19 protein-coding genes and 1 riboswitch are annotated in these 22,553 nt (G+C 40.2%); of the genes, 12 read left to right on the plus strand and 7 right to left on the minus strand.

What is annotated here, in order from left to right; all coding sequences use genetic code 11:
* Position 1: 1 nt before the first annotated feature.
* Positions 2-1,738, minus strand: coding sequence for a sensor histidine kinase (locus tag NYE58_RS35330; protein WP_076191558.1), 1,737 nt, complete (start codon positions 1,736-1,738; stop codon positions 2-4).
* Between the two features lie 100 nt (positions 1,739-1,838).
* Complete coding sequence (locus NYE58_RS35335; protein ID WP_076276303.1) at positions 1,839-2,273, minus strand: Lrp/AsnC family transcriptional regulator; 435 nt, start codon at positions 2,271-2,273, stop codon at positions 1,839-1,841.
* 158 nt (positions 2,274-2,431) lie between these two features.
* On the opposite strand from NYE58_RS35335, the gene NYE58_RS35340 reads away from it, so the two are divergent.
* The 6 genes from NYE58_RS35340 to NYE58_RS35365 all read left to right on the plus strand — a co-directional run bounded on the left by NYE58_RS35340 (position 2,432) and on the right by NYE58_RS35365 (position 6,719).
* Positions 2,432-2,896: a VOC family protein gene (locus NYE58_RS35340; RefSeq protein ID WP_341004154.1), complete on the plus strand. Its 465-nt coding sequence runs from the start codon at positions 2,432-2,434 to the stop codon at positions 2,894-2,896.
* Between the two features lie 70 nt (positions 2,897-2,966).
* Positions 2,967-3,245 (plus strand): hypothetical protein, encoded by a 279-nt coding sequence (locus tag NYE58_RS35345; protein WP_341004155.1) that lies wholly within the window; start codon positions 2,967-2,969, stop codon positions 3,243-3,245.
* A gap of 37 nt (positions 3,246-3,282) precedes the next feature.
* Positions 3,283-3,870, plus strand: coding sequence for a class I SAM-dependent methyltransferase (locus tag NYE58_RS35350; RefSeq protein WP_076276305.1), 588 nt, complete (start codon positions 3,283-3,285; stop codon positions 3,868-3,870).
* Positions 3,871-4,094: 224 nt separating this feature from the next.
* The gene (locus NYE58_RS35355; RefSeq protein WP_232061486.1) at positions 4,095-4,637 is read left to right on the plus strand and encodes a sigma-70 family RNA polymerase sigma factor; all 543 of its coding nucleotides are present in this window, start codon (positions 4,095-4,097) and stop codon (positions 4,635-4,637) included.
* Positions 4,630-5,790, plus strand: a complete 1,161-nt coding sequence (locus NYE58_RS35360; protein WP_076276306.1) for a DUF4179 domain-containing protein — start codon at positions 4,630-4,632, stop codon at positions 5,788-5,790. Before NYE58_RS35355 ends, NYE58_RS35360 begins: the two co-directional genes overlap by 8 nt.
* Positions 5,791-5,813: 23 nt before the next feature.
* The gene (locus NYE58_RS35365) at positions 5,814-6,719 is read left to right on the plus strand and encodes a DUF5643 domain-containing protein (protein WP_341004156.1); all 906 of its coding nucleotides are present in this window, start codon (positions 5,814-5,816) and stop codon (positions 6,717-6,719) included.
* 106 nt (positions 6,720-6,825) lie between these two features.
* Here the strand turns inward: NYE58_RS35365 and NYE58_RS35370 are convergent, their stop codons facing one another.
* Positions 6,826-7,995 (minus strand): HAMP domain-containing sensor histidine kinase, encoded by a 1,170-nt coding sequence (locus NYE58_RS35370; protein WP_341004158.1) that lies wholly within the window; start codon positions 7,993-7,995, stop codon positions 6,826-6,828.
* 230 nt (positions 7,996-8,225) lie between these two features.
* Between NYE58_RS35370 and NYE58_RS35375 the strand changes: the two genes are divergently transcribed.
* A complete protein-coding gene (locus NYE58_RS35375) occupies positions 8,226-9,377 on the plus strand; it encodes a metallophosphoesterase (protein ID WP_341004159.1) in 1,152 nt (383 codons plus the stop codon).
* A gap of 165 nt (positions 9,378-9,542) precedes the next feature.
* Here the strand turns inward: NYE58_RS35375 and NYE58_RS35380 are convergent, their stop codons facing one another.
* Positions 9,543-10,955 (minus strand): amino acid permease, encoded by a 1,413-nt coding sequence (locus NYE58_RS35380; RefSeq protein WP_076191542.1) that lies wholly within the window; start codon positions 10,953-10,955, stop codon positions 9,543-9,545.
* Positions 10,956-11,102: 147 nt separating this feature from the next.
* Positions 11,103-11,185, minus strand: a riboswitch (glycine riboswitch).
* Positions 11,186-11,536: 351 nt separating this feature from the next.
* Between NYE58_RS35380 and NYE58_RS35385 the strand changes: the two genes are divergently transcribed.
* The 4 genes from NYE58_RS35385 to NYE58_RS35400 all read left to right on the plus strand — a co-directional run bounded on the left by NYE58_RS35385 (position 11,537) and on the right by NYE58_RS35400 (position 17,410).
* Positions 11,537-12,475, plus strand: a complete 939-nt coding sequence (locus NYE58_RS35385) for an ABC transporter permease subunit (protein ID WP_139331004.1) — start codon at positions 11,537-11,539, stop codon at positions 12,473-12,475.
* 12 nt (positions 12,476-12,487) lie between these two features.
* Positions 12,488-13,372, plus strand: coding sequence for a carbohydrate ABC transporter permease (locus NYE58_RS35390; RefSeq protein WP_076218853.1), 885 nt, complete (start codon positions 12,488-12,490; stop codon positions 13,370-13,372).
* A 72-nt stretch (positions 13,373-13,444) separates the two neighbouring features.
* Positions 13,445-14,980, plus strand: coding sequence for a DUF3502 domain-containing protein (locus NYE58_RS35395; RefSeq protein WP_076276309.1), 1,536 nt, complete (start codon positions 13,445-13,447; stop codon positions 14,978-14,980).
* Positions 14,981-15,067: 87 nt separating this feature from the next.
* Positions 15,068-17,410 carry a helix-turn-helix domain-containing protein gene (locus NYE58_RS35400; protein WP_341004161.1) on the plus strand — a complete coding sequence of 781 codons (2,343 nt, stop codon included), beginning with the start codon at positions 15,068-15,070 and terminating at the stop codon, positions 17,408-17,410.
* Positions 17,411-17,499: 89 nt separating this feature from the next.
* Here NYE58_RS35400 and NYE58_RS35405 read toward each other — a convergent pair whose 3' ends face one another.
* From NYE58_RS35405 to NYE58_RS35415, 3 genes are all read right to left on the minus strand, one after another.
* Positions 17,500-19,398 (minus strand): AraC family transcriptional regulator, encoded by a 1,899-nt coding sequence (locus NYE58_RS35405; protein ID WP_341004163.1) that lies wholly within the window; start codon positions 19,396-19,398, stop codon positions 17,500-17,502.
* A gap of 6 nt (positions 19,399-19,404) precedes the next feature.
* The gene (locus tag NYE58_RS35410) at positions 19,405-20,112 is read right to left on the minus strand and encodes a DNA alkylation repair protein (RefSeq protein WP_076220608.1); all 708 of its coding nucleotides are present in this window, start codon (positions 20,110-20,112) and stop codon (positions 19,405-19,407) included.
* Between the two features lie 68 nt (positions 20,113-20,180).
* Positions 20,181-20,735 carry a TetR/AcrR family transcriptional regulator gene (locus tag NYE58_RS35415; protein WP_076220609.1) on the minus strand — a complete coding sequence of 185 codons (555 nt, stop codon included), beginning with the start codon at positions 20,733-20,735 and terminating at the stop codon, positions 20,181-20,183.
* Positions 20,736-20,901: 166 nt separating this feature from the next.
* Here NYE58_RS35415 and NYE58_RS35420 point away from each other — a divergent pair, with 166 nt between their 5' ends.
* Positions 20,902-22,377 (plus strand): DHA2 family efflux MFS transporter permease subunit, encoded by a 1,476-nt coding sequence (locus tag NYE58_RS35420; RefSeq protein WP_076220610.1) that lies wholly within the window; start codon positions 20,902-20,904, stop codon positions 22,375-22,377.
* The last annotated feature ends 176 nt before the right edge of the window (positions 22,378-22,553 follow it).

The raw sequence follows: 22,553 nt of genomic DNA on the forward strand, positions 1-22,553 counted from the left end.
TTTACTCCCCCATAACTTCCCGGATTTCCGCATTATCCACCGGTAAGATAATTTGAACGGTCGTTCCTGCCCCAAAGTAACTGCCGATATGAATGCCGAAATCATGGCCGTATCTCAGCTTGATTCGTTCCTCCACGTTTCTCAGTCCATAGCTGCTCGAATGGAATGAGCTTGAACGCATATTTCGCAGTGTCTCCGCCCGCATACCAATTCCGTTATCGATGACCTTGAGCTCGATGCGTTCACCCAGCCGTTTTCCGGTAATCCGGATCGCAATCGTCTCCCCAAACCAAGCATGCTTGAATATATTTTCTACAAATGGCTGCAAAATCAGCTTGATGATAGGAACCTGTAAAATATCAGGATCAATATCATAATAAACCTCAAACGCATCGGCATACTTTACCCTCTGAATTTCAAGGTACATCCTTACCTGCTCCAGCTCTTTTTCAAGAGAGATATAGACATGTCCTTCATTCAAGGTGAGGCGATAGAATTTAGAAAGACCTTGTACCATCTGTGTAACCTTCTCAACTTCGCCCAAATTGGCTAAGCTGCCAATGGTCGACAATGTATTGTACAAAAAATGCGGACTGATCTGAGCTTGAAGCACATCCAGTTCTGCTTGCTTTTTCTGAATCCCTTGCTCATAGACGTTCTGGATCAGGTCCTGGATACTAGTCGCCATCTGATTAAAACTATTAGCAATGTAGACAAATTCATCATTCCCGGCAAACCCAATTCTTTTATAAAAATTCCCTTCCTGAAACGACCGGACCAAATATACGATCCGTTTAATTTTTTTGCCTGATATGCGGGCAACGAGGAAGCCGATCACCGCCATGACTAAAAAGCTGATCAGACAAACCGTGGTGATCACCTTCTGCATTCGGCTAGCATCTTTATTCAAGTAGGCATGCGGCACCCGTACCTCGATAGCATAGTCAGACAACGGAATATCTTCACTAATGATCAGATAAGCATCTTGCTTCGCATGTTCATCGACAATACCTTGTTCATAAAGCGTTAATCCACTAACCCGATCCACTAGACGAAGGTCTATGCCCTGTTCAATCGGAAAGGTATCGAAATTGCCAAAAAGCTCGTCAATTCTCGCCGTGACGCGAATATAACCAATAATCGATGGGCCTCCCTTAGAAGAAACCAGCTTGCGGAAATACGAAATATTGCTTAGTTCACTGTCGCTGTCCGCCTGAAGCCACAAGCTGTCTTTGTTATTGGCAACAATCGACTTGAACCATTCCTTATCTTCAATAACCTGATCAGAAAGAATATAATAATCGCTTCTACCGATAGGTACAGACATATCATCACCGGGGATTTCAAGCATCGTCTCATTCGCGGTATAGAGCACAAGTCTCAAATTGTTCCCATACAATTGCAGAGGGGCTTTCATATAAGGAACGATATCATCCCTCATTTTGAGCATGTTTTCCAATGCATCTCCCCTAAACTGCAGAGCATTCTGAAAATTCGTATTGAGAAACAGCGAGTTAGTCATTCGTTTGATTTCATCTGTCTGATATTCGATATTGTTCCTCGTCTGCTTCAAAGCTGTCCGGACATTCGTTTCCGCCATTTCCGTTCTGGACTCTACGAGCATCGTATAAGCTATATAACCCACCAATACATCTGTCAGCAATACTAGAATGAGGTACGGTATCATCATCTTATAGGTGAACGGAATATACTTTTTACTGAATAAAAACCTCTCCATACCCATGCTCCCTTGTATCCGAGTTAATGCTAACGTTGTTTTCATCCATTCTACAATGGAATGAAAGCGGTTACTAGATATTGTGTTTGGAAAATGGGCTTTAGAGCAACACCCTGTTTTCCAATATATTTTTTAGACTGATATGAGATTTTGAAGGTCCAAACTTTATAAGGTTGTCTTGGAATTCAGCTAACTCCTCAATCGACGCGGTTTGCACCTTTATGAGGTAATTATATTCTCCGCTAATCCGATATAAATCGGTAACTTCCATAGCATATTTGCAAAAATCCGTAATCTCTTGGCAATGTTCTGTTTTTAATAGAATAAACGTAGTTGTGCCCCGATCCAGATCTCGTAGATTAAAAGCTGTATGATACCCAGAAATGATATTCCTTTCCTCCAACTTGATCATTCGTTCTTTAACAGAGGGTTGTGACATCGAAACCTCTTTACTGATTTGTGAAATGGACATTCGGGCATTGTACTGAAGTAATTGCATAATCTTTTTATCAATCTCATCCACAAGTTGTTCCATAGCAAGCGCCTCCTAAACCCATTTTATAAAATAAACTTATTCCACTAAAATACCTTAAATTTAATAACCATATTACTACAAAACACTTATCTTATATATATATCTCATATTTTAATACAACTATAATAAGTATATATTAAAGTTGGGAGCGATTATAAATGAGTGTAAAAGGCCTTGCACATGTAGCGATTCAAGCTAAAGACTATAAAGCAACTATTTCATTCTATATTGACGTTTTAGGATTCAAGCTAGGTCATCATTGGAGTCTGCCATCCTTTCAGATCAAAGAAGCCTCCATGCTGATTTCGCCTGACCGCAGAACCTGTATTGAGATTTTTGATAATGATGCAGTCATCGCCGCTCAAGGAAAAAAAGCCTTGTCTGATGAAGATATAGCGCACGGAGCGTTATTACACCTTGCCTTCTATGTAGATAATGTAGAGGAGATGTATCAAAAAGCCCTTGTACATGGGGCAAAGGCTTTTATAGCACCGGACTCTCTGTCTCTGGGCGAACCGCCTCTTCTAATAAAAAACGCGATCATTCATAGTCCCAATGGAGAAGTTATCGAATTTCTTGAAGAGGTTGATTTTGATATGTCCAGCAAAGTTCATGTAGAATAAACGCTAGGGAGGGTTATGAATTATAAAACATACCATTCTCAGTAAAAAGTCGCTTTTCCTCTTAATTTTTTTGATATTTCTTATAGGAACCTACTTTTTATTCTTTGGACTTCCGTGGAAGTCTCTGGCTTTAAAAAAGCAATTTGAAGTCTATTTAGAAGATAAATATCAACTCGATTTCCAGCTGGGTAAGATGGACTTTGATTTTATACATCGCACTTATCTTTCTTATGCCCATCCAGCAAATGATCCCACTCTGATTTTTTATGTAGGTCAAGATATTGAAAGCAAGGAAATTCAGGATCTTTATCCATATGAAGTTAATAAACGAAATGCTGGGAGAAAGTAAGAGAATTTGAAGCCAACTTCTAGCAGATGAAGAAGGAATGGTAGTATTGATCGTGATTCAAGCCATCGCTTGGCTCATCGCCTTCGCAGCCTTGTTATCCATGGTGTCGATTGTGCTGGTGAGCTGGAGAAACGGGATATCGCCGATGCCTACGTCAAAATCTGTACGCTCGGCTGTTGCCGTTGAGGTGAATCGGATTCCGGGATATAGCAGCATTGTGGAGGCGGGATCGGGTTGGGGAACACTTGGCATGGATGTTATTCGCCAATGTCCAGGCAAAAGGCTGACAGGCATTGAAAATTCCAGTATTCCCTTGTGGACATCCCAGCTGCTTGCTAGGTTCGGCACACGTATGCTGCGAGCAGACGAAAGCCAGAATCTGCTCCGCGGAAGGCTTCGTTATGTACGTGGGGATATTTATAGCAGCTCTTACGAGCATGCGGATATTGTTCTTTGTTACTTATTTCCCGGAGCGATGAAACGGCTGGGGGACAAGTTCAAGCGTGAGCTACTGCCGGGCGCGGTGGTCATTAGCATTTGTTTTGCCCTTCCAGGCATGCAGCCTGTCCGTACCATAACATGCACGGACACACTGCGTACCAAGGTATATGTATACACTTTTTAATTCAGGATTACCCCACTACTTCTTTTCAGACAAGGTGGTAATTCTGGATTTTTTTCAGTTTATCCACTTGAAGCTCCCCTTGCCAAAAACAATGAATTGCACGGACTTTATACTACTACCGAGGTAAGTGATTTGTGCAGGAGAATGAATTTTATCCTAAATATAACTTTTTGGATGTCTTCTCCATCTAATTATACAGAGGGCCCTCAAGGAGGAAAAATCATTTGCTGGAAAACGAACTGGATATCAAAAAAGCGCAGAAAGGCGACCACGAGGCGTTTACCCGTCTTTTCAGGCAACTGGAATCCCAGTTGTACAGATTAGCCAAAACCATTCTGCTAAAAGATGAAGATTGCGCGGATGCTCTTCAGGAAACAACACTGAAGGTGTATAAAGGGTTGGCCAACCTTAAACAGCCTAAGTTTTTTAAAACCTGGGTTATACGCATCCTGATTAATGAATGCAATCAGTTACTTCGTATGCGAGAACGAACTATAGCTGTGGCGGAAATTCCCGAGGAACCGGTCGTTTCCTATGTGCATTTTGAAGATTCAGGCAACGTAGACCTGCAAAGCTTCATTAATCAGTTGGACGAATCCCTGCGGCTTGCTATCGTGCTTTTTTATTATGACGATTTATCCATTAAGCAGATTGCAGATGTGCTCGACATCTCCGAGGGAGCGGTCAGGGCACGACTTCATCGCGCACGGAGATTGTTGTCCAAACAGATACATCCTGTGCGGGAGGAGGGTCTTGCTAATGAATAATAACAATTTAGAAAAGCAGATCAGGGAGCTAGGGAAAGCTAATATACAGGAGCTTCCTCCTTTACTACGATCACGGCAGGATTCGATTTATGCATCGCTGGCCACCATTGTCCAGGATCCTGTGGAAAAGGAAAAGAAAAAGCGGATATATCCAAAAATCACAGCTGCTGTGACTGCGGCGATATTGTTAAGTGTTATGCTAACGGCTATCTATCCGCCTACGTTGGCCAATGCGCTCAAGCAGCTTCCCTTGATAGGCGGTATTTTTGAACGGGCAGATGATATAGGGTTACAAGCGGCCCAGCGTCTGGGACTGACTTCCCGTCTAAACAGCAGTGATACCCATGAAGGGATCACCTTGTCTGCCGAAGAGGCTGTATTTGATGGCAGCCGGTTGGCATTCTCGGTGAAGCGTGAGGGAGAAAAACTGGAAGGTAAGCTAGCCGGAGTAACGATTGGAGCGGATGGGAAGCCTTTTTTAGCGAAAGGTGCAATAACCTCTGCAGAAGTATTGATCGACGGCGCTTCCCTGGAGCAATTTTCTGATGGTCTCTGGAAAGCTATGCCGTTTCTAAGCTGGATAGAAGGTGCGGAAAGCAACACAGCTATTTTTAGACTAGTGGATTCCTCGAATTCCGGAATCTCCAACAAACCTTTTCCTGATCGATTTGTATTGACCGTAACTCTTGGCTTAAACGGTATGGATGAACCGTTTGTTCTCCAAATTCCTGCGCGGAAGGCTACGATTAATAAAATTTCTACACCTGATATACGCGCACAAGTTGGAGGATGGAGTTTGATCCTGAAAAAGCTGGAATATAGTCCATTAACGACACGCCTGTCGCTCATGCTGGAACAGGATACAAACGAAGACCATGCAGCATTGAGTTTAGTGGGCTTTGAAGTAAAGGATCAACAAGGACAGGTGCTGAAAGATATTTCACAGAAAGTCCTCTCGACTTCCAATAGGTCACTTAATGTCGATTTGCTTACTGAGCCATTTGAGAAACACCCTAATATGCTCACAATCCGTGGCTATCTTTATGAGTTTGAGAACCCACAAAGTAAGAATGGAGCATTTAAAACAGACAGTTCTGGAAACCCAGTGAAGCATTATATTGACGGTCTAGAGATAAACGTGCTAGTTAAATAAAAATTAAGGAGCTTGATAATATCATGAAAAAAATGACTAAGAAGATGTCTGTAATTTTAAGTGCTGCTGTATGCCTAGGAGCGTTGGGAATGCCAGCTTTAACCCAAGCATCCAGTGCTCAACCCGCTGTTGAAGCTTCCCTGAATACAACAAAAATGGCCGATTCACACGATCAGCTTACTTTAAAGGGCAGTGCGCAGTTTGATGGTAACTATATTAAGATCGACCTGAGCCGTGAGGGATCGTTATTTTCAGGAATGCTCGCAGGAGTAACTTTAAATGATAAAGGTGAGCCCTATCTTGCAGAAGGTACTATTGTGGGAATAGACGCCAAGCTCACTCAACCAGGAGGCATGGATTTAAAAACACCTCGCTGGATCAGTGACGGTGATGCCAACAAGGCGGTTGTTGTATTGCAGACCGAATGGCTAACTGAGCAACAAAAGGCAAACCTGGCTTCCTCTGAATTGAGTATCCATGTGAAGCTTAACGGAATCGATGAACCGTATGTACTTAAATTTTCTCTCAAGCAAGCAGCATTAGTGCGTAACATTCAGCTGCCTGCTATAAAGAAAGACAACCAATTTGAAATCAAAACCACCCGTGTTGCTGCGGGAGAGACTTCTGTGCGTATCGCTTTAGCGATTAAGGGGGTTGCCACCCAAGCGCAGGCTTTAGGATATGACATTTATGATAATCTGGGAAATGAATTAGAATTTATTGCAAGGGATTCTGTTGCAGCAACTCAAAATACGGTTTCTGAAGATTTATTGTTCGAAGCACCTAGCTCAGCGGCAGAATATCTGATTATCAGACCGTATCAAGCCGTATTTGAAAAAGGCAACACCGGGGCTTATAAAGTAGATGCCAAAGGCAATGTAGTTAAAAATTATAACAAGCAACTGGAGATCAAAATCCCTCTAAAATAATCGTTAGCGCAGCAAACATAAACATATTTATCTAGGAAAAGGGGATTACCTCTCCGGCCGAAGGCTTGAGGTAATCCCCTTCTTTCAACGGAAAGAATGTTCCGTTTTACTGGTCATTTATAGATAAAAAGCGGATAGTAGCTGTTGTCCCCTTACCTTCAGAACTACTATAGTAAATTTCCCCGCCGTACTTTTCTACGATATTAAAGCAAATCATTAATCCTAAACCTGTTCCATTACTTTTTAATGAATAAAAAGGAGTCCCTAGCGACTTAACCTCAGCTTCCGACATCCCGCTTCCTTCATCGATGATTGTTATCTCAATAAAATTATTGTTCCTATTCGCCATAATAGAGACAGATCTACCAACATCCGAAGCCTCTAAAGCATTTTTTATTATATTAATAAGCAGCTGCTTAAATTCAATTTTATTAATAGAGATCTTGCAGTCTTCTTCTACATAGGTAACAATTTGATTATCAGATAACATTGCGTAGGAATGGAGCAATCCTGTGACACTCTCAATAACATCCTTCACATCTACTTTTTCTAGTTTTTGTTCTCCATTTGGCTTTGAAAGGGTTAGAAATTGCGAGATAATCTGTTCTACTGTGTTCAATTCATCAATCATTAATTTAAATTTTCTTTTCATAGGATCATCAAATGAAGGATCCTCATCAAAAAACTGTAAAAAACCTCTAACCACTGTCACTGGATTTCTAATTTCATGCGCAACGGCAGCTGTCAATTGTCCAACCATCTTTAAGCGCTCAGATTGCTGTAATTGTTCATAATAAAGCTGCTGTTTTTTCATCCGTTTAAATGATATTTGAAAAATGAAAAATAATAACACTTGAACCGCTATTATATTAATGAAATTCCCTAGAATATCATAATGTAAATATGTATATAGATCCCCTCTATCAATCAAGAGGATATAGCCAAATGTAATTACCATCAGTATTCCATTTATAATGAAGGAAAAATAGAACAATTTTAAATCAAAAAATAGAATAGAGAGTGCAGGAATAAGACAAATGAGGATATAGGTAGTCCAAGTTTGAGGATATAAAAAGAATAGCGTATAAAAATACGCAAATCCAAATAGAATGATAATCTTTCTAAAAGTATGTGTCTCATGCTTAGGGTAAATCCATAAACAAACCGTTAGAAACGCCACACATAAAAAATGAATGATATAACCAAAATCAATTCCATCTAACTCTAGAGTAGATAGTATTAATCCAGACATCATAAGAACGATGATCATTAACATTAATATGTAATAGGTTTTTCGATTCACCCGACTGTAGAACTCTCTCATGAATTCACCACTTTTAAATTGATTGTCGAAATAAGAATTATATCAGCTGAAATAGTAATAAACAATAACTGAAAAAAACTGTAAACTCAATACCCCATTTAATTTCTGAAACTAGTAATTATTGCTATAATTATTGTATTCACTTTAGTTCTGATATCTAAAGCATTAGGATGGTGTACCCTATGGTATTTGCATTTTTATTTATATTCGCTATGTACGCGGCAACTAACTATTACATTGCGAGAAAGATTTTTAAATGGTTACAACATATATTTTCACATATAAACGGGATCATATATGGAGTCATCTACAGCTTATGTGCGTTAACCATCATTATTAATTTACTATTGTCTTCTTCAGCTATGACGACCGATTCAAATATTGTTAATTTTATTGGTCAATTCGGGGACTATTGGATGGGTATCTACTTCTATTTGTTCTTGCTTTTGATCCTTTCAGATGTAATCTTACTAATTAGTAAATGGATCAAGGTCCTCCCTTCTCCTACACCAGCACGTGTTATTTTTCATACAAGGTTCATAGTATTAATTCTAGTCATAGGATTGGTGTCCTATGGGATTTATAATGCAAATCATTTAAAAGAAGTCACCTATCCGCTCCAAATACATAAAAACACTTCATTAGATCAGTTAAATATCGTCCTGATCAGCGACTTACATTTAGGCTACGTAAATGATGTAAAGTTTATTGAAGACGTTGTTGATCGTATTAATGGACTACAGCCGGATATGGTGTTGATGACAGGAGATATATTTAATGGTAACTACTATGCGCTCTCTAACCCTTCCAAAGGAATAGAGTTATTAAGTACTATTCAGTCAACCTATGGAGTTTATGCTTGTTTAGGTAACCATGATGCAGGACGCTCATACGATGAGATCGTGAACTTTATAGATAAGAGTAATATCAAACTTCTAAATGATGAGCATGTCGTTATTGATAATCAATTCGTTGTTGTTGGCAGAAGGGATTCATCACCGATTGGTAATCAAGGGAACCCCAGAGCAATGACTTCAGAAGTGATGAGTGACATTGATACAAATATGCCCGTTATCGTAATGGATCATCAACCAACCAATAGGATTGAATACGCAGATGACGTTGATTTGATACTTAGCGGACATACGCATCAAGGACAAGTATTCCCTGCAAATCTGATCACCAATGCTATGTTTACAGTAGATTATGGCCACTATCAGAAGAATCCTAACAGCCCTCACGTCATCGTTACATCTGGTGCAGGGACTTGGGGACCGCCATTACGAATTGGCACGAATAGTGAGATAGCACAAATCAAAGTTGATTTTAAATAGAGGATAATTTTAGACTGATTAAAAAACATGGAAGAATATCCCGATAGCATACATAAGTTCGAAAAAGAGCATCGACCTCATTAATGAGAAAATCCACCACCGTATACGGTGGTGGATTTCTATGTCTGCCTATCCAACTGTAATATCACCAAGCATCCTCACCGACTAATCATGCCGAATCTCCGTGTTAGTCCGAATACCTTCGAGACGTGCTCTTGGATCAGGCGTTATTCTTTCCCTCTTTCTTCTATTTATCGAATACAAAACAAATAATAATATAAACCATAGAGGCGTCAACAATAAGGCCGGACGAGTTTCATCAGCAAATAGCATAATTATGAGTATGATTGCAAACAAAGCTAGAACAACATAATTCACAAAGGGTGTAAACGGTGCTTTGAATTTTGATTTGGCCTGCAATTCCGGCTTCGTCTTTTTATATCGCAAATGGCAAATTAGAACGACGCCCCAAACCCAGATGAAACAAATGGCACTAATTGTTGTCACGATGCCAAAAGCCGTCTCCGGAATCAGCTTACTCAACAAAGCGCCTACAGATAAGACAAGTGTGGATATGAATAAAGCATTACTTGGTACATGATTTTTATTAAGCTTTGCAAAGTTGGCTGGAGCCTGGTCATTTCTGCTTAGATTGTATAGAATCCGGCTTGTTGAGAACATCCCGCTATTACAAGCGGACGCAGCTGAAGTTAATACAACGAAGTTAATAACCCCCGCGGCAATCGGAATCCCCACTAAACTAAATGTTTTAACAAAAGGGCTTTCTGCCGGGTTTAGTTCTGTCCAAGCGTTGATGCATAATAAGGCAATAATAGCACCCACATAGAAAAATAGAATTCGCAAAGGTATTTTATTAATCGCCGATGGGATAGTTTTTTCTGGATTGGAGGTCTCTGCTGCCGATACGCCCACCAATTCCACACCCACAAAAGCAAACACAACCATTTGAAATGAAAGCAGGAACCCTGAAATGCCGTTTGGAAATACTCCCCCATGTGCCCAAATATTACTGAGCGCAACGGTTCCGGTAGTTGTTTTGAATCCAATCACCAGTAAGACTACCCCGATAGCAATCAAAGCGAGAATAGTGATTACTTTAATTAAAGCAAACCAAAATTCCAATTCGCCAAAGCTTTTTACCGTTAATAAATTGAGTCCTAATAAAATAATTAAACAAATGACTGCGGGTATCCATTGCGGGATATCAAACCAATATTGTACATAGACCCCAACAGCTATAATATCGGCCATAGCCGTCATGATCCAACAAAACCAATAGGTCCATCCGGTTACAAACGCCGCCCGCGGTCCAAGATAGTCTTCGGCAATGTCTGTAAAAGATTGATAACCTGCTTTAGACAACAGAAGTTCTCCTAATGCCCTCATCACAAAAAAAATAGCGATACCCACGATTAAATAAGCAAAAATGATGGATGGTCCTGCCAGCTGTATAGCTTTACCTGATCCTAAAAATAATCCGGTACCGATGGTTCCACCAATCGCAATGAGCTGAACATGCCGATTCTCTAAATCTCTCTTTAATTCTTGTGCTGCCATTTCAAACTCCCCCTTATGTGAAAAAATATACAAGTGAAAATGATAACAAAAAAGAGATTGGATACGCTCCAATCTCTTAGGTCTAAGAATAATAAATAAAATACATTCCTTTATTCTGACGATGATCAGAATAACAAATGAATTATCTAGTACTCTTCTGTCCTTTTGCCTGAGATTGTGAACCCTTCGGCGCCGGGGGAATCCCCCACGGTCTCTCCAGAAGCTGCTCCTGCTATAGTGTGATCCATAGCAATCATAGCTTGCGAATTATTTAATTGTTATGCCGCTAACTTCATTTTTAATATTTTTCAATACTAATCATTGTCAAATATTTTGTCAATAACATTAATTACCGCTGGATTTAAACACATAATACGGATTTTTAATAAAAATGCGAGAAATTAATAGCCTAAACGAGGGTAAAATGCTCGTTTTTAAAAGCTTCTCCTCTAATTGCGATTTACTTTAAGACCCAAAAGATTACTATTTGGAGTACGTATTTCATTTAGATTTTGAAAGCGTTTTATTAGAGGAGTACAGGTAGCTTGTTATGCATGGCAACTAAGTGAGGGGGAATTTATTTGAGACAAAAAACAAGCAATAGGTTTATGAGCGCACTCAAAAAAGACGGGCTTCTTTATATGATGGCACTGCCCGGCATATTAGCGCTGTTGGCCTTTTCCTACTTGCCAATGGCAGGGTCGATTTTAGTGTTTAAGGAATATCGCTTTGACGGAGGTATTTTTAACAGCCCATGGGCAGATCCCATCTTTAAAAACTTTCAATTTTTCTTTAACAATTTTGATACTGCAATGCGGGCGACATTTAATACGATAATGTTCAATATTTTATTTTTTGTATTTGGCACCATCTTCGCGGTAGCGATTGCTATTATGCTCAATGAAATTTCTAGTCGCCGATTCGTCAAAGTTAATCAAAGCATTATGTTTTTTCCGTTTTTTATGTCTTGGATGGTTATTGGCTCCATTCTAAATGCAATTTTGAATAATGAAACAGGCTTTCTAAATCAGATTATTAAAAGCATCACCGGTTCAACTTATGATTTTTATGCTACGCCGTGGATTTGGATTCCGATTCTGGTCATTGTGGTGATTTGGCAAAGTACAGGTTATAACTCCATTATTTATTTTGGTGTGTTGACTGGCTTTGATTCCTCCATGTATGAAGCCGCCGAGGTAGATGGCGCCAGTAAACTTCAGCAAATTTTTAAAATTACAATTCCTATGCTTAAACCGACCATCATTATTTTGTTTCTATTATCGGTCGGCAATATGCTGCGCGGTAACCTAAATATGATTATCGGCTTGACGAATATGAACCCGATTTTGTTACCCTTCACGGATCTGATCGATGTATTTGTTTATCGCAGCGGCGTAAGAAATGGTGAGATGGCGTTTGCGTCGGCGATTTCGTTATATCAATCTGTTTTTGGCTTCTTCCTTGTTATTATCGCTAACAAGATTACAAGCTGGTACGACAAAGATTCCACATTATTTTAAGGGGGTGTCTATTTGAAACGATCAAATGCTGATAAGTTAACTAATATAGCCTTTTATGTCTGCTCAGCAATATTTGCACTATTCTGCTTGTTCCCGATTGTTTTAGCGATTTCCGGTTCACTGTCTGATGAAATGGCGATCACTATGCAAGGTTTTTCGATTATTCCACGTCATTTCTCATTGGATACTTACCGTTATGTATTTTCCAATCTTGATTTTATGATCTTAAAAGCCTACAAGATAACATTGTTTACGACAATATTTGGCACACTACTATCGGTGTCGATAACAGCATGCTTTGCCTACGTCATTTCCGTAAAAGATTTTAAGCACCGTAATAAACTGGCGTTCTTCGCTTACTTTACTCTGCTGTTTAACAGCGGTATGTTGCCGTGGTATTTAGTGACCACACAATTTTTCGGCCTGAAGGATTCGTTGGCAGCATTGATTTTGCCTTATTCAATAAATGTATTCAATATGTATCTGCTACGTAATTTCTTCAAGTCCATCCCACAAGAATTGCTGGAAAGTGCACAAATTGACGGCGCTGGTCATGGGCGGATTTTTATGCAAATGATGCTGCCGTTAGCCAAACCGGGGCTTGTTACGATCTCATTATTTTATGCACTGCAATATTGGAATGACTTCTATTTACCATTAATGCTCAATAATAACCCCGAGCTATATACGATGCAATACATCTTGTACAAAATGATGGCCAATATTCAATACCTTGCAGCCAATCCAAGTGGCACCATGGCAGGCCATGTTATTCTGCCCTCGCAAACGATTAAGATGGCAATTACCTGTATTGCGATTGGTCCGATTATCTTGCTGTATCCCTTTGTACAAAAGTACTTTGTTAAGGGCGTTACTGTTGGCGCTGTAAAAGGATAATAAGAAAAAACAATAGTAGTTAGGCCTATTTGAATTTTAGTAGGCTAAATATAAATTTGGGAGAGTGTTCTTATGGGCAAATCGAGAAAAGGGTTCACCTTACTGCTTGCATCTTTACTGCTGGCGGGACTTTTAAGCGGATGCGGCGGCAAGTCGCAAGGGGACGAAGCTGGTAGCAACAATAACAATAATGGCAGTGGCGATCAGCCGACCAAAGCAACGTTAGTGCTTTACGGGGAGCAGTCAAAACGTATGGCTGATTTTGCGAAAAATGAGTTTCATGACAAGGTTCTGCAAGCGATTAACGTCGATGTAAGTATTCAATATTTACCATGGACCGAGTATGCAACTGGTAAAACCGAGCTAATGCTATCATCCGGCGAAAAATTCGCCACATATACCGATACTGCATTTATGGCAAAATCCGTTGCCAAGGGCTATTACGCTGATTTGACTGAAGCTGCTGAAAAATATGCTGGCGATTTAAAAAAGAATACGGGCGGCGATGAAGCGTTTGACATCTGGAAGGTCAACGGAAAGCAATATGCATTACCTTTCGGCAATAAACCAAATGCTGGAGAAAATTATGTGATTATTGCACGAGAGGATCTGCTGCAAGAAGTCGGTATGACCGATTTGAAAACCGTTGAGGATGTTGAGCAATTTTACAAATTGGCAAAGCAAAAATATCCTGATATGATTGGCTCAGGACGCGGCTGGAGCTTGAATATCTTCAATGGCTCGATTAATTCGAACATTAATATTTATCAGCCGTATAGCTTTATTATGACCGATGGCAACAAGCCGGAAGATCCGACTGTCTACAGCTTTTATGAATCGGATGAATACAAACAAATGGCGGATATCGCCCGCAGATGGAATAAAGAAGGTCTTATCCCAAGCTACGCCTTGTCAAATCCTGCACAAGCAGATTCATCGTTTTTTGCAGGCAAAGCATTATTCGGCATGGGTGCAAGCTATCGCGTATTTGAGTATATGGATGCCATACGCAAAGCTAACCCTAATGCGGTGTTCAAAAACTACTATTTAGGTGATCCTGCGAAAAAACCACTAATGTCACGCGGCACATATTCTACAGCGTTTGCAGTTGGGGCTAATGTAAAGGGTGCTGAACTCGAGGGTTACGTGAAGTTAATTAACTTACTGCAAAGCAGTCAAGAATGGACAGACTTTATTCTGTATGGCGTTGAAGGCAAAGATTATAACCTAACTGCTGATGGACAGATTGAGTTTATTAATCAAGATACATTGTTCGACACTTGGTTGCCTGATAACATTCATTTCACAAGATTTAGAGATTATATTACTGAAGAACAAATCAGTACGTATCAAAATTGGAACGAAGGCTCGATACTACAAAAAGATATTGGCTTCTCCTTCAACATGGAGCCCGTTAAAACGGAATACGCTCAAATGCAAGCCGTAGAACAAGAATATATACAACCCATATCACAAGGTTTTAAAGACTATGACTCCAATATTGACACTGCCTTGAAAAAGCTGCGTGATGCCGGTTTAGAAAAATTTATTGCTGAATATCAAAAACAATTTAGTGAGTTCATTTCCAGCAAAAAAGCAACTAATTAAGCTTATATGACTATCGGAATAGCCTGATTCATCAACTCACAATTAGGCTATTCCTTCATAATTTCATATAAGGAGGGAATGAAGCTATTGAAGCTGTTGAATCCAGGCAAACAATTTGTAAGTAAATATGCCAATAGATGGCGCAAAAGCTTTAAGTTCAAAGTCTATATGAACTTTTTATCCATTTCTATTATTACTGTAATTATTATCAATGTTGCGGCCTTCCAATATTTTAATGTATATATGAAAAATCAAATTAACGACATGTTGCGAAATAAGCTGGAAAATATCAGTACCGTATACAACAGCAAACTAGATCAATACCGTCGCCTGACAGAGCTTATTAATAAAATGCCCAAATCTATTTCTTACATTTATGACTATGAAAACACCAGCGTATTGGACGCGATAGAGATAAGCAATAACTTACACCCGATTTTGAATGCGAACGAATCCGTCAACTCCATTTTCTTTTTTAATCAGGATGACATTATTTATGAACTGGATGACTACTATCTTAATCGAAATGAAAAACAAAATATTTTAAAGCAAGTACTGCAATCTAAGACGGATCGTTATCCTATTCCGATTACATTAGCAGATGGCAGCCAGCGACTCGTATTTTTTCAAACCTCGCGCACAGCCTTATACGGCACTAGTCAAAGTGGTATTATCATAGTCTCCAATACGGAAACATTACGTAAGAGCATTCTTTCCAGCTATGAAGATCAGTCTGACAGTATATTAATCGTAGATAATCAAACAAGCCAAATTATAACTGAACAAAACAATAATTATCCCATAGCACCAACTACACTAAATGAAATAGCGCATGCCACAGATGGCTATAACAGCTATTCATCAAAAAATAAGGGTAAAGATGAAGATATAGTAATTTCCTATGTAAATAATGGGCGTGAAGGATACAGTATCGTTTCCGTCATGGATTATCAAAGCAGTATTGAACAATTACTTAAGGCTAGAAATGCGATTATTATCTTTTCCATCTTCATTATTTTCATTGCGCTATTATTAAGTTATGTGTTCACTAATAAAGTTTACAAGCCAGTTAATCATATGCTGCTCAATATTTATACAGCCTTCAGAAACTCGGAGCAGGATGATGAAGAGGAGCAAGAACATGGAAATCATTATGATGAGATACAAACAGCATCACTGACAATATCGAAAGCGCTTTCTAAAATGAGTGCCTTGGAATCACGGCACAGCAGCAATGAATTTATAGATTTTCTTCAAAAGCGTAACTATAGTCAACAAAATGCAGACCCGCAACTGCCGCGAGAACTGAAAAGCCTGCAAGAAAAGCTAGGAGATCAAGGACATTATCGCGTTATCAGTGTAGAAGTTACTGCACCTTCTGCTCTAGATCTCGATTATAATCTCTTACTTCTTTTGCAAAATGTCGGGCAACAAATATGGAGCCAGGAAATAGATTATAAAGCCTATCCTATAAGCAGCAATCAGTTCATTCTAATTGTCAGCGAAGGGAGGTCGGGTATTTTACTAAACGATCTGCAAGTTGTGGCGCAATACGCTGAACAAATGATTCATAAGCTTGCCGAGAACTATAAAGTTCATATCACTATAGGCATTTCACAAATAGCATATAACTTGCAGCAATTACCGGATTCCTATGAACAAGCCCAACATTTGATAAGAAATAAATTGTTTTGCTACAAGCAGACGTACTTTATCTTTGACACCTTTACACCAAGTAGTCTATCCAAAGGGCAAGCGAATGAGTTGACACAGAAGATTTTGGAGCTAATTAAAAGCAACCAATTGCAAACGATCCCTCTTGAAAATATAGAAGCTTTACTTGAGCTTGTGAAAAATATTGAGTATGAAGCAGGTTTAAGTTATTTAGCCAATTTGCTTGCTGATGCTGCTATGCTAGCGCATAACTCCATAGTAGAAAATAAGGAATACCGTAGCATCTATCTGGATGTCTATGTGAAGCTGCAAAGCTGCAATAATATTGATGAGCTTAGTACCCTGCTAAAAACAATGCTCGACAGTGCTTGTTTAGAGTTAAAAACTTCCCGTTCATTAACGGTGCAAAACAACATTATGAAGGCGATCGAGTATATCCATGAGCATATTAACGATAATACGCTATCCATTGATGCCCTTGCTGAAAAATACAATATGAGCTCATCGTACTTTAGCAAACTGTTCAACAGCTATACGCAGAAGACCTTTCCAGATTATATAAATCAATTAAGACTGCAAAGAGCCGCAGCTCTACTGGTGGAGAAGAAAGATTTCAATATTAACGACATTGCCAGCGAAGTTGGCTTTAATAGTAGTTCTTATTTTGCTGCTGCCTTTAAGAAGAAATATGGGCTGTCACCGTCGCAATACAGGATCAATTATCTTGATGTTACTGCAGAATCAGCTGGAGAATGACACATAGAACACATGGCGGCGAACCATCTCCAAAAAAACCTAAAAAGGCACCCGAAGGGGCGCCTTTTAGGTTTGGAATACACGTTGTATTAGTGGCTTGTCAGCCAAGCCGCCAACTCTTCTGTCTGACTCAGAATAGCTATCGGGTCCCAGTAGCCGGAGCGATCGCTTGTCCAAAGAAATACGTGATCATTTTTGACTGCTGGCAGTGCGCCCCAGATCGGGTCGGCTTTAAGTTCATCCAGCTTTTTCGAGTCGGAGGTAAGAATAATATAGTCACCGGCATACTTTGGTAAGACCTCAGCAGAGAATGAAGCCCAGCCCGGATCGGCCATTTCGGCGGCGATATCCGCAGGAGGCTTAAATCCCAATCCATTATAGATTGGTTGTCCACCTTTGCCGAAGTCTGTTCCGACGGCCATCAAGCTGTTTTCAGACCATTCAATAATGGAAAATGTGCTATCTGCTGGCACAACCTTCAATACGCTCTCCTTGGCATTGGCCATACGGCTGTCATAGTCTGCAAGCCAGGTTTTGGCCTTATCTTCTTCACTAAGCAGCTCACCGAAATAAGCCACTTCCTCATGTACCGTTTTTAAGGAAGCGTATGGAATAACGACCGTAGGTGCGATTTTTGACATCTGCTCATTTAGCTCAGGATAGAAATCATCCATAATAATCAAATCGGGATTAAGCGACAGAATTTTCTCTACATTTCCATTTCCGTCCCCTATATTCTCAACGTCTTTCAAATACTCCTGAAAATATGGATTTTTAATATGATGTTCGGAGGTTCCGATGGGTGTAATGCCCAGCGCAATTAAGCTGCCGAGATATTCACCTGCAACAATTCTTTTGGGATGAAGGGGGATCTCCACCTCACCGTTAACCGTTTTAACGATTTTGGTCTTCGGCTGCTGTGAGGCAGCATTCTCCGTAGCACCGTTTGTACCACATGCGCTCAGTACCAAAATGAAACTTAACAGCAATACCGATGCCAGCGTAGGCCTTGAATGTTTAAACATGAATGAATCTCCCTCTTCATCAAAATGATACTGATAATCGTTATCAATATAATCAGTATAGTCAAATGATTCAAGGGCAACAATGGAGGATTCTATGTTTGTGGCAGGACTATCTTCTAGTTTGTTCTTTCTGGAATGCAATTCTCTATAGCTAATCGGGGAAACACCCTTATACTTTTTGAACAGCCTGCCCAAATAACTAGGATCTTGATAACCGACGCCCACTGCAATTTCTTTCAGCGTAGCATCTGTTTCCAGCAGAAGTGCCACCGCTTTTTCGATGCGCACCTTAATTAAGTAATCAATCGGGCTAAGTCCAGTACGGATTTTGAAGTAGGAAGATAAATGGGGGACGCTATAGTTCAGGCTTTCCGATAATGATTCCAGCGTAATGTTATCCGTATAATGTTCATGGATAATGTCGGCGATCCGGGCGGCCAGATCACGCTTAGTCGTATTAACACCGTGCACCGACATTTGATGGAGTAGCTCATACACAAACTGATGAAGTAAAGTGCGAACATGCAACCGCGCAAGCGGCTGCGGCTTCCCCCACTCCTTAAACATCTCGCTCACTATGCGATACAGCGCTACCGAATTGTCAGGCGTCATGCTGTACGAATGATCAAAGGATTTAGCGCCCTCGTATAGCGTAGCAATCTCTAAGGGTAGTGAGGGATGCATACTCACTTTATAATAAATGCTATAGTAATCCAGCCCCTCGCTGCCTGCGTCAATGTTGAGCACAGTTCCTTTGCCTACATGAAGCACTGTAAAGCGCTGTAAACGGTGAACTTGGCTTCCCAGGTTAACTGTAGCATTACCGTGAATCGACATAAGAAACAACCTTGAGGGGACGTAATAGGAAGGTATAGATTCGCCAGGTCTAAGGGTCATCCGACGAATATCAACTACTTTGCAATTCGCGTGATTCCATACAGCAATAAGGTCATTGATGTCCATGATTGACTAACACCTTACATGTTTTCGTTTGAAGCCGAGCTGCGATTTATCAACTGCCTTTTGAATATTAATTGAAGCATTCAAAATCTTGCTTTTTGCACTACCGGTATGGACTTCCACCGGGCCAACGTCCTTTGCAATCTCAACCGCTTTATCATGAAGCGGCAGATAGGATACGCCCACAGTGTAGATGAAATTGTTCATTGCGTATTTCGTTCGCTCAGGAGCATCATGAATCGTATTTTTAGCAAGCTCCAACATAGCGGCCAATTTTTCTGCGGAAAATTCACTGTCCGGGCGATTTCCGAGCAGCCAGCAGTAACAGTTCCAGCCCGCCGACATTTTCAGCTCTATCTCACTTGCAATCCATTTATCAGAAACCTCTTGCGCAATATCCGTCTCCGCCAACGTTACTGCCACCACAAAGTCCGATAGCATATAGAAATAAGCGCCAGCAATCCACCGCTCAAAATCCGACTCTGACATTGCTTTAGGCTCCGCGATCACCCCGGCAAAATACATAGCGTCGTAATTTCCCGTAGCATAAAGCTGCTCGGCCAAGGGTTGATTATGTTTTATTTTTCTGAAGATGGGCTTCATCTGGCCTGTGGCCACACCAAAAAGCGGTTCGTGCGCGCCATTGGATAGATATATTTTCTTGGTGCGTTCCTTGCCGAGAGCTTCAAGCTCTTGCATGACCGTTTCTAAATCCATTGTTCGCACTTCCTTTTTAGATTATTGGCTAGGGACTCAAACTTTACTTGAATATATCATAAAAGCCCTTATAAATACCTTCTTTTATACATCAAGGTAATTTGCCCCGCTATGTATTCAGCGCTATATTGGTTGCCATCCTTAATCCACCACATAATAATCCCCAGTAGTGAGGCTGCAATAATATCAACGGAGACTACCTCCTTAGTAAGGTCAATGTTCCTCGCGTTTCTTCGTTTTTCGACAGTACCTTTTAACAGGTTGGTCAAGTGTTTTTTGAAGCCTTTATGCTCAATCAATACAGCAAAAACTTTCCGGTATTCAAAAAAATAATTTAAAAAGGTGACCAGCTGCTCCTGTTCGTTGTTACTCTTCATTTGTAATAGGGGTTCAACCTTCATGGACAGGTCATCGAAGATTTCATGTACGATCTGGCGCAATAAATCGTTAATATCCTCATAATGCAAATAAAACGTTGCACGATTTAGTTCCGCGCGGTTGGCGATTTTTTGGACGGTCAATTGCGAAATCTCCACATTGTCGGCCAATAATGAAAAAACGGCGTTCTTAAGCATCTTTTTTGAGCGAATAGCTCGTGGGTCAACTCTTTTATGTTCAGTCATTTCATCCCTCTATTATCGTTTAAATGGCATTTCATCAACTAATTTGCCTATTCTGTCGATTAGTCGACATTTTCAATAAAATTGCAAATAGGAATACTATTTAAATCCTGATATGATTTATTTTATTGACACTATGTCGAAAAAGCAATGAAGAGAGGACTGCAACATGCAAGAAGACATTAAGAAAATAAATAAAGGGATCTTACTAACCATCTTAATCTTTGGTTGTTTCTTATCCACACTCAATCAGACGCTTTTAAATGTCGCCTTAAGTAGTCTGATGGATGTATTTGATGTAACGGCAACAACCGTACAATGGATTTCAACAGGATTTATGCTGATCAACGGGATTTTGATTCCGATTACGGCCTATTTAATGAAACGTTTTACAACACGGCAATTATTTATAAGTGCCATGTCATTTTTATTAATCGGTTCTATAATTTGTGCAGCAGCGCCGAGCTTTAGTCTACTCTTAATCGGACGAATGATCCAAGCTGCCGGTGCTGGCATTATAATGCCGCTCATGATGAGTGTTGTGCTGGCGATCTTCCCCGTTGAAAAACGTGGCAGCGCTATGGGACTGCTTGGACTGGCGATGATATTCGCTCCTGCTATTGGGCCAACGCTCGCGGGTTTTGTTGTCGAATACCACTCTTGGCGCTGGTTATTTATCGGGCTTATTCCACTTGTCCTCATTGTTATAGCGTTGGCACTCAAGTATTTAGTGAATGTATCTGAGACGTCTAAGTCGAAGCTTGATGTCATAAGTGTTCTTTTATCAACCGTCGGATTTGGCTTGATTTTATACGGCTTCAGTAGTGCAGGCAGTAAAGGCTGGGATGATGTAATCGTGATCCTGACCTTAGGGATTGGGGTCGTGGTAACAGCCGTATTCTGTCTTCGACAAATCAAATCGGATGATCCGCTGCTAAACCTGTCGGTCTTCAAAAATAAGGTTTTTACGATGACATCTCTTATTAACGTATTAATCACGATGATGATGTACGCAGATATGATCTTATTGCCTATTTATCTGCAGAATGGCCGCGGGTTTACAGCATTTGATGCAGGACTACTATTGTTGCCGGGCGCACTCGTAAATGCGTTCATGTCACCCGTCACCGGTAAACTATACGACCGTTTCGGTGCGAAGCCGCTGTTCATCATTGGTCTATTGTTTATTATTCCATCTATGTGGGCGGTAACAGATTTATCTGAATCAACTACGTATACGTATCTAATGATTCGTACTATTGGCCTGCGAATTGGATTAAGCTTCATTACTATGCCACTCAATACAGCCGGACTAAATGCGTTGCCCAAACAACTTGGCACTCATGGTACAGCTGTGAACAATACCGTTCGCCAAATTGCCGGGGCCATTGGTACTGCTGTCGTAATTACAATTTATACAGTGCAGGCAACAAGTCATGCAACTACAGTGATGCTGAACAATCCCTCCACTACTCCTGAGATTCTTAAATCCCTTACATCAATTCTTGGGGCAAGTGACGCCTACTACTTCATGATGATTTTATCCATTGCCGCATTTATTATAACCTTATTTATGCCCACGAAAAACAAGCTCATGATTGAAAAGAAAGCAAACCTAGTTAGCAAAGAAGAACCTCAGTTGTAACTAGTAATTGCAGAGTAAATGAAGAAAAGCCATTCCTTAGCGGAGTGGCTTTTGTTATGAATGGCTTGCTTTGGATCATTGGAGCACGTATTCCTACGAGCATCAATATTTTCTTATCCATATCAGTATCCCCCTCTCCATATCAAATGTGTAGACTCTATTATAAAAACGGAAAA

Source organism: Paenibacillus sp. FSL L8-0708, from assembly GCF_038009325.1.
GTDB classification, from domain to species: domain Bacteria; phylum Bacillota; class Bacilli; order Paenibacillales; family Paenibacillaceae; genus Paenibacillus_AQ; species Paenibacillus_AQ odorifer.

What these genes read in the sequence shown, in the direction of transcription:
- NYE58_RS35380 (WP_076191542.1), bottom strand. Translation starts at nt 10,955, where the DNA reads ATGGCAGCACAAGAATTAAAGAGAGATTTAGAGAATCGGCATGTTCAG.
- NYE58_RS35415 (WP_076220609.1), bottom strand. Translation starts at nt 20,735, where the DNA reads ATGACTGAACATAAAAGAGTTGACCCACGAGCTATTCGCTCAAAAAAG.
- NYE58_RS35395 (WP_076276309.1), top strand. Translation starts at nt 13,445, where the DNA reads ATGGGCAAATCGAGAAAAGGGTTCACCTTACTGCTTGCATCTTTACTG.
- NYE58_RS35350 (WP_076276305.1), top strand. Translation starts at nt 3,283, where the DNA reads ATGGTAGTATTGATCGTGATTCAAGCCATCGCTTGGCTCATCGCCTTC.
- NYE58_RS35375 (WP_341004159.1), top strand. Translation starts at nt 8,226, where the DNA reads ATGGTATTTGCATTTTTATTTATATTCGCTATGTACGCGGCAACTAAC.
- NYE58_RS35370 (WP_341004158.1), bottom strand. Translation starts at nt 7,995, where the DNA reads ATGTTAATGATCATCGTTCTTATGATGTCTGGATTAATACTATCTACT.
- NYE58_RS35330 (WP_076191558.1), bottom strand. Translation starts at nt 1,738, where the DNA reads ATGGAGAGGTTTTTATTCAGTAAAAAGTATATTCCGTTCACCTATAAG.
- NYE58_RS35335 (WP_076276303.1), bottom strand. Translation starts at nt 2,273, where the DNA reads ATGGAACAACTTGTGGATGAGATTGATAAAAAGATTATGCAATTACTT.
- NYE58_RS35340 (WP_341004154.1), top strand. Translation starts at nt 2,432, where the DNA reads ATGAGTGTAAAAGGCCTTGCACATGTAGCGATTCAAGCTAAAGACTAT.
- NYE58_RS35420 (WP_076220610.1), top strand. Translation starts at nt 20,902, where the DNA reads ATGCAAGAAGACATTAAGAAAATAAATAAAGGGATCTTACTAACCATC.
- NYE58_RS35365 (WP_341004156.1), top strand. Translation starts at nt 5,814, where the DNA reads ATGAAAAAAATGACTAAGAAGATGTCTGTAATTTTAAGTGCTGCTGTA.
- NYE58_RS35410 (WP_076220608.1), bottom strand. Translation starts at nt 20,112, where the DNA reads ATGGATTTAGAAACGGTCATGCAAGAGCTTGAAGCTCTCGGCAAGGAA.
- NYE58_RS35405 (WP_341004163.1), bottom strand. Translation starts at nt 19,398, where the DNA reads ATGGACATCAATGACCTTATTGCTGTATGGAATCACGCGAATTGCAAA.
- NYE58_RS35360 (WP_076276306.1), top strand. Translation starts at nt 4,630, where the DNA reads ATGAATAATAACAATTTAGAAAAGCAGATCAGGGAGCTAGGGAAAGCT.